This window comes from Oceanobacillus polygoni (assembly GCF_008304605.1).
GTDB classification, from domain to species: Bacteria; Bacillota; Bacilli; order Bacillales; family Amphibacillaceae; genus Oceanobacillus; species Oceanobacillus polygoni.
In genome coordinates, this window is the sequence record NZ_PIJY01000041.1 from 105,970 (window position 1) to 112,152 (window position 6,183).

Below are 6,183 nucleotides of genomic sequence, written 5' to 3' on the forward strand. Positions count from 1 at the left end.
AATTTTCTTTCCTTGTTTTTTTGCTTCTTCAACAGCACCTTTGATTGATGCGTCTTCAGCTACCCCTAAAATAGTAACAATATCAGCACCAGCCTCAGATGCCTTCAATACCTCGTAGCCTGCTGCATCCATTGTCTTTGTGTCTGCTAGTACTTGTAAATGAGGAAAAGCTTCTTTAATTTCTTTTACGGCTTTTAATCCTTCAATTTTAACAACTGGTGTACCAATTTCTACGATATCAATATGATCCTGTACTTCTGCAACTATTGCCTTCGCTTCCTCCGTGTTAACTAAATCCAATGCTAATTGTAATTCCATGAACGCTCCACTCCTTTAATTTGATTGATATGTTATGATGCTTACTTCAATTATATGTTAGAACATTCAGTAATAAAAGTACGCACTTTTATTTCATATAGTGTCTAAAAATATACTGTCAAAATTACAAGGGAATGACTGGGGTGGTATATTTAGAAGACACTGTCTCGCCTTTCTCGAGATTAGAGGTGGGAAGTAAGATGCAAAGCAATCGACGAAAGAATCGATTCCAACAAAAAACATCCCTTTATTTAGTTCAGTTATGATAACTGATATTCCAAAAAGAGATGTTTTGTTGATATTTAATAGCTACTTTTAAGTAATCCCTCAAAATTCAGGTACGGTTAATTACCTAGTTAATTATTAAATGTTCATTTCGAATATCTTTAATTGCACTAGCGCGATCTTTTTGATTATAGATCGCTGAACCCGCTACAAGAACATTAGCTCCGGCTTCAATACAGAGTGCTGCTGTTTCCGGATTCACCCCACCATCTACTTCAATTTCAACTTGTAAGTTTTTCTCTTGTACAAGAGTAGCAATTTCTTTTATTTTCGGTAGAACAGAATGAATAAATGACTGTCCCCCAAAGCCTGGATTAACTGTCATCAGTAGTACAAGATCAACATCATCTATTACATGCTTTATCATTGATGTAGGGGTATGAGGATTTAATACGATCCCAGCTTTCATACCTTCAGATTTAATTTGTTGAATGGTTCTATGGAGATGAGTACAAGTTTCAACATGGACTGATAAGATATCAGTACCTGCTTTACCGAACGTTTCAATATACTGATCGGGATTTTCTATCATTAAATGTACATCTAAAGGCAAGTTTGTAACAGGCCTAATTGCCTCGACAATTAATGGACCAATTGTTATGTTTGGTACAAAGTGACCGTCCATAACGTCAATATGAATATAATCGGCCCCGCCTTTTTCAACATCTTTTATTTCTTCTTCAAGGCGAGCAAAGTTCGCTGATAGAATTGAGGGTGCAATTTTAATCATGCTAAACATTCCTTTCGCTCCGCTCCAAGCGCAAAACGATATTATATTTAGTTACGCTAAGCGCTTTCTATTATTGACTATAATTTCTGATTATAATGGGTGTAAGTAGACATTTCATTAAGTATAGATCCACTTTATCAAATGTCTACTTTAAATCTAACTTATTCTCTTTTCAATAAGTACAAAATTGTATTTTCGGACAATATATGGAGTACATCATATTTCTTGTATTTGCTGTTAAGTTAAACTTCCCTTACTTCTAGTGAATAAAAATTAAATTTTTAAAAATCAGTTATTTATCCAGATAAAGTGTTACTATTTCGCAACTATTGCTTGTTTCATTAAGTTCTGAATTGCAGCAGCTGCAGCCTTTTTGTCTTCTTTGTTAGCAATACCCCCACCAACGATGACTAGGTCAGGTTGTGACTTCAATACTTCTGGCAACGTTTCTAATTTAATACCACCCGCAATAGCAGTTTTTGCATTCTTTACTACACTTTTAATTGTTTCTAGATCTTTAAAGGAGTTTTTACCTTCTGCCTGTAAGTCATAGCCTGTGTGTACACAAATGTAGTCTACACCAAACGCATCCAGCTCTTTTGCTCTTTTCTTAATATCCTTTACCGCAATTAAATCTACAAGGATTTTCTTTCCTTGTTTTTTCGCTTCTTCAACAGCGCCCTTAATAGATACATCTTCAGCAACACCTAAAATAGTAACGATATCAGCACCAGCCTCAGATGCCTTCAATACCTCGTACCCTGCTGCATCCATTGTCTTTGTGTCTGCTAGTACTTGTAAATGAGGAAAAGCTTCTTTAATTTCTTTTACGGCTTTTAATCCTTCAATTTTAACAACTGGAGTACCAATTTCTACGATGTCAATATGATCCTGTACCTCTGCAACTATTTTTTTCGCTTCCTCCGTGTTAACTAAATCCAGTGCTAATTGTAATTCCATGAACGCTCCACTCCTTTAATATGATTTGGTGCCTACGTCAATTGTAAGACAGAACATTCAGTATTAAAAGTACGCACTTTAATTTCATATAGTGTGTAAAAATATACTGTTAAAAAGGAAGATAACAAAATGTAACAGTATATTAAAAACATTCCTTTCTCCTTAATTTTACAGTACTAAAAGAAACATAGAAATCGAAACCTTTGATAATCCTATTGGTTTCTGGCATTTCTATTTTGATGTCTTATTATTTTTCAGTTGAATTGATTAAAAACAACTAGAGATTTGTGGAAATTAGATTAGCCAATACCTAAAAGGGTATTGGCTAATCTACATGCTTCTTCTTTTACTATCCAAGTTTATTCACTTTTAATTTAGCTTTCTATCAATATAAATAGTGATATCGGGTCAAAATTTAAAGCGCTTTTGATTGTTCGTCAGTTTCAATCGATTCAACTAGCTTTTTGGGTTTGAAAATTAGCGCTGCCAAAGTAATCAAGCCAAATATGATAAACATAGTCTCATAACTTTGAGCTTCAGCAATCATTCCTCCTAATGCTGCCCCAATTAATTGTCCTACGGTTAATAGTAAATAGGATATGCCAACCCCAATGGAAGGATCTTCTTTAAAAATATTGATTCCCCAAAGAATTAGAATACCACATACAAATATATACGAGCTTCCAAAGGCGATCGCTGATAAGGCAATAGGAATGGCGCTTGAATATAGCCCCAGTAATAATGAAGCTGATCCTATAACAATGACACCTAACCAATAGGAGGAAGTCAACCCAATTTTAGTACTTATACTTCCGGCGAAGCCCCCTAATATCCCTGCTAATCCAATAATAATCCAAAATCCTTGAACTATAAATTCGGGAACTCCTGCCATTCCACTTACCAAATCTCTCGAAAAAGTCCAATAACCAGCCATTGCAACCCCTAATAGCGTAGAAGCAAAGATTAAGGGAGTTGCTTCAATAAGCTCACTTTTCTTCACACGGATTTTTTGAGCCTTATTATTTACGTTCGTATTCTTTTCTTTAGGAATGTATTTATAATTAAACATCCATACAAGAATAGCTAAGACTGTAAATATAATATACGTCAGTCTCCAATCGCTAACCATGAAGATAACAACGATTCCTGTTATAGCTGTTCCCAAACTTGTACCAGAATTTACCCACGTATTGGTTTGAGATTGCTTATTCACCTCTATCCATTTTTTTACCGCATCTGCATATGGAGGGGAAGCAAATCCTGAACTTAGGCCGGCAATAAATAAACCGATGGCAAGGACAATTCCACTATTGGCCATAGATATAATGGCCATTCCCACAACAGCAGTTCCACCTGCTATTAAGATTATCATACGTGGTCCCACTTTTTGCATATAAATCATCGCCAGGATAATCGCGAAAATGTAGGATAAGTAAGCAGACGACGCTATTAGGCCTGCCATAGATTGACTGATATTCAAAGACTCACGTAAATAAGGAAGCATTAAACCATAACTAAACCTGGCCAAACCGTATGTCACCGCAATCATAGGAAGGCCAATAAAGATAAGTGTTTTTGATTTCATAAACAAAACCTCCGTTTCTATAGAACGATTGCTGCATTTGACGTTAAAACATCTCAAGCAGATACCACCCTATATTTTCTTTTTTTCTTTCTGCCTGACTCTGTGTTAAAACGATGATAAGGTCCCTTTTTAAGAGGTCCAGATGATTTTCCACGGTGAAAACAAAAGATTATTCATAGTTATCTCGTATAACATGTAAGGCACATGCTTCCATGAACATATGCGCACACCACTTTTTTCGAAACATTCAAAAACATCTGTATAAGAGGCTTTCACAAAGCATCGATGGGATCAGGATCCCCTAAAATCCCAAGATGCCTCTCTAACGCCATGTAATCAATGGCTTTAATACTTGGAGCAAATACAAGTTTCTCTTTACTTGGTCTGTTTCCAACCATTTTGGACGACCTATCGGTCATAAGAGAGAAATTTATCCAAGATTACCTCGGTTGATAGGAAGATTAAAATACTCTAAATGTGTATTAAATTGCACTATGAAGGCATCGCTATTTTGGTATGTTTACCTTAAAAGAGATAGCGGTGCCTTCATTTTTAAGTGTTTTACTTGAATAATTTCTAACCAACGCGCCTAGCTGTCAAAAAACAAATCGTTATATAGAGGCAATAGGAACAAGGTACCAAGGATATGCTTGCTGATCTTCAAATCAAGCTCTGGTCGATGACGGTTCTCCAAGCCCCCAGTGAAAACCTGCCTTATCGAAAAAAATGGATGTTTTCTTTCCATTCTGCACAGCACATTGATAAAGATTATAATTTACCAAGATTTAGTGAGATACTTATCATTATTTTCTAAAACTTCCAAATAGCTAGATGTTTTGCTTCCAACCTTAGTAAATTCAGTTAGCATATGAACAGCTTGACTTGGTTCGATTCTACGATAAGTCTCTACCACACAATTATCCACAGTAATATTCTCACGATTAATTTTTAACTGCGCTCTTAATTCTTCGCTTATCTCTTCCGACATATTCATTGATGCAAGAATGTTTTTCTCTGACTCCGCACAACCCATAACTTTTATGTCTCCCTGATTTACTCGTCCAGTTGGGTTATATGCTAAAGCGCTAACAATTCGACGTTTAGCACTACTAATTGTTTCTCTTAAAAATGTAGGTTCAGTAGGCGTAATATCTTCAACGACTAAACGTGTAATACCACGATCATTAATACTCGCTAATATTTCTTCTGGATCATCTTCTTCAACAATGACATCTTTATGCGGTGGCCATATATCCATCATTGTATGGTTCATATGACGTTGTCCTACATGAAAGACAAAGTACTCAGGATATATCCGCAATTTCCCTGGCTCGTCCCCTAGTTCTGGGCGATAAAAATCATAGAAACTTGTCAATGCTGACATAATTAAGTTACCTGCGCCCATGCTGCCTCCAGGTGTTCGTGTTACGATACCAATACGATCGTTGGGATTAAAACCAGGAAATATATCATCTATGCCTGCCTTACGACCATCTACTTCAAATTTATAATCCTTATAACACATTGAATTTACGGTATGCATATACAAAACTCCCTTTTAGTTTAATATTTTGATTTATAGATACTTAGCTCTTGCAACTCTTAACCCCTTGATATAATAAGCAGAATCCTCAATAGCACATTTTACTATAATTTAAAAGTTTAAAATATTCGGTATTTTATGGATGTACGATTCTTTGCAAACCTATTTCCTTTGTTATCCAGAAAAAGGTATAAATCCCTGTAAATGTAATCTCAATATTCGGAATTTAATAGGTGTAAATAAAATTTATGGAGTAGATCACCTCTATAAATGTTTGATTTTTAATTTTTAGTTGTCTTTATACCTTATTACCATTTGTTTCCGCTTACATGTTAAAATTACTCAAATTCTATTAGAATATAAGGATTTGGAGCAAACATTTTATAGAGTATATATCATCACTATAAAATGCTTCCTCGTAGACTTATTACTTTTGAAATCACTTTATAAAAATTATCTAAGTTATATATCTTTTAAAAAATCAGTTAATTAGTAATAAAAAATACTAGTATTTAAATAATCAAATAGGTAGCTGTATTTATGCTAGTGTTTCTTGTTTCATTAGATTTTTAATTGCAGCAGCTGCACCTTTTTTGTCATCTTTGTTAGCAATACCGCCACCAACGATAACTAGGTCAGGTTGTGATTTCAATACTTCTGGCAACGTTTCCAATTTAATGCCACCTGCAATAGCTGTTTTGGCATTCTTTACTACACTTTTAATTGTTTCTAGATCTTTAAAAGAGTTTTTACCTTCTGCCT

7 protein-coding genes are annotated in these 6,183 nt (G+C 34.9%); all 7 read right to left on the reverse strand.

Annotation, left to right across the window (positions count from 1 at the left end; genetic code table 11):
• Positions 1-318: orotidine 5'-phosphate decarboxylase / HUMPS family protein (locus F1560_RS18560; RefSeq protein ID WP_187773772.1), on the reverse strand; the 318-nt coding region annotated here is incomplete at its 3' end.
• Positions 319-670: 352 nt separating this feature from the next.
• On the reverse strand, positions 671-1,333 hold the full coding sequence (gene rpe / locus F1560_RS18565) for a ribulose-phosphate 3-epimerase (protein WP_149476182.1): 663 nt from the start codon (positions 1,331-1,333) through the stop codon (positions 671-673).
• 315 nt (positions 1,334-1,648) lie between these two features.
• A complete protein-coding gene (hxlA, locus tag F1560_RS18570; protein ID WP_149476133.1) occupies positions 1,649-2,293 on the reverse strand; it encodes a 3-hexulose-6-phosphate synthase in 645 nt (214 codons plus the stop codon).
• A gap of 415 nt (positions 2,294-2,708) precedes the next feature.
• Positions 2,709-3,878: an MFS transporter gene (locus F1560_RS18575; protein WP_149476134.1), complete on the reverse strand. Its 1,170-nt coding sequence runs from the start codon at positions 3,876-3,878 to the stop codon at positions 2,709-2,711.
• A 272-nt stretch (positions 3,879-4,150) separates the two neighbouring features.
• Positions 4,151-4,276 (reverse strand): hypothetical protein, encoded by a 126-nt coding sequence (locus tag F1560_RS22610; RefSeq protein ID WP_275955865.1) that lies wholly within the window; start codon positions 4,274-4,276, stop codon positions 4,151-4,153.
• 377 nt (positions 4,277-4,653) lie between these two features.
• On the reverse strand, positions 4,654-5,421 hold the full coding sequence (locus tag F1560_RS18580) for a hypothetical protein (protein ID WP_149476135.1): 768 nt from the start codon (positions 5,419-5,421) through the stop codon (positions 4,654-4,656).
• A 538-nt stretch (positions 5,422-5,959) separates the two neighbouring features.
• On the reverse strand, positions 5,960-6,183 hold a 224-nt coding region (locus tag F1560_RS18585; RefSeq protein WP_187773773.1), incomplete at its 5' end, for an orotidine 5'-phosphate decarboxylase / HUMPS family protein.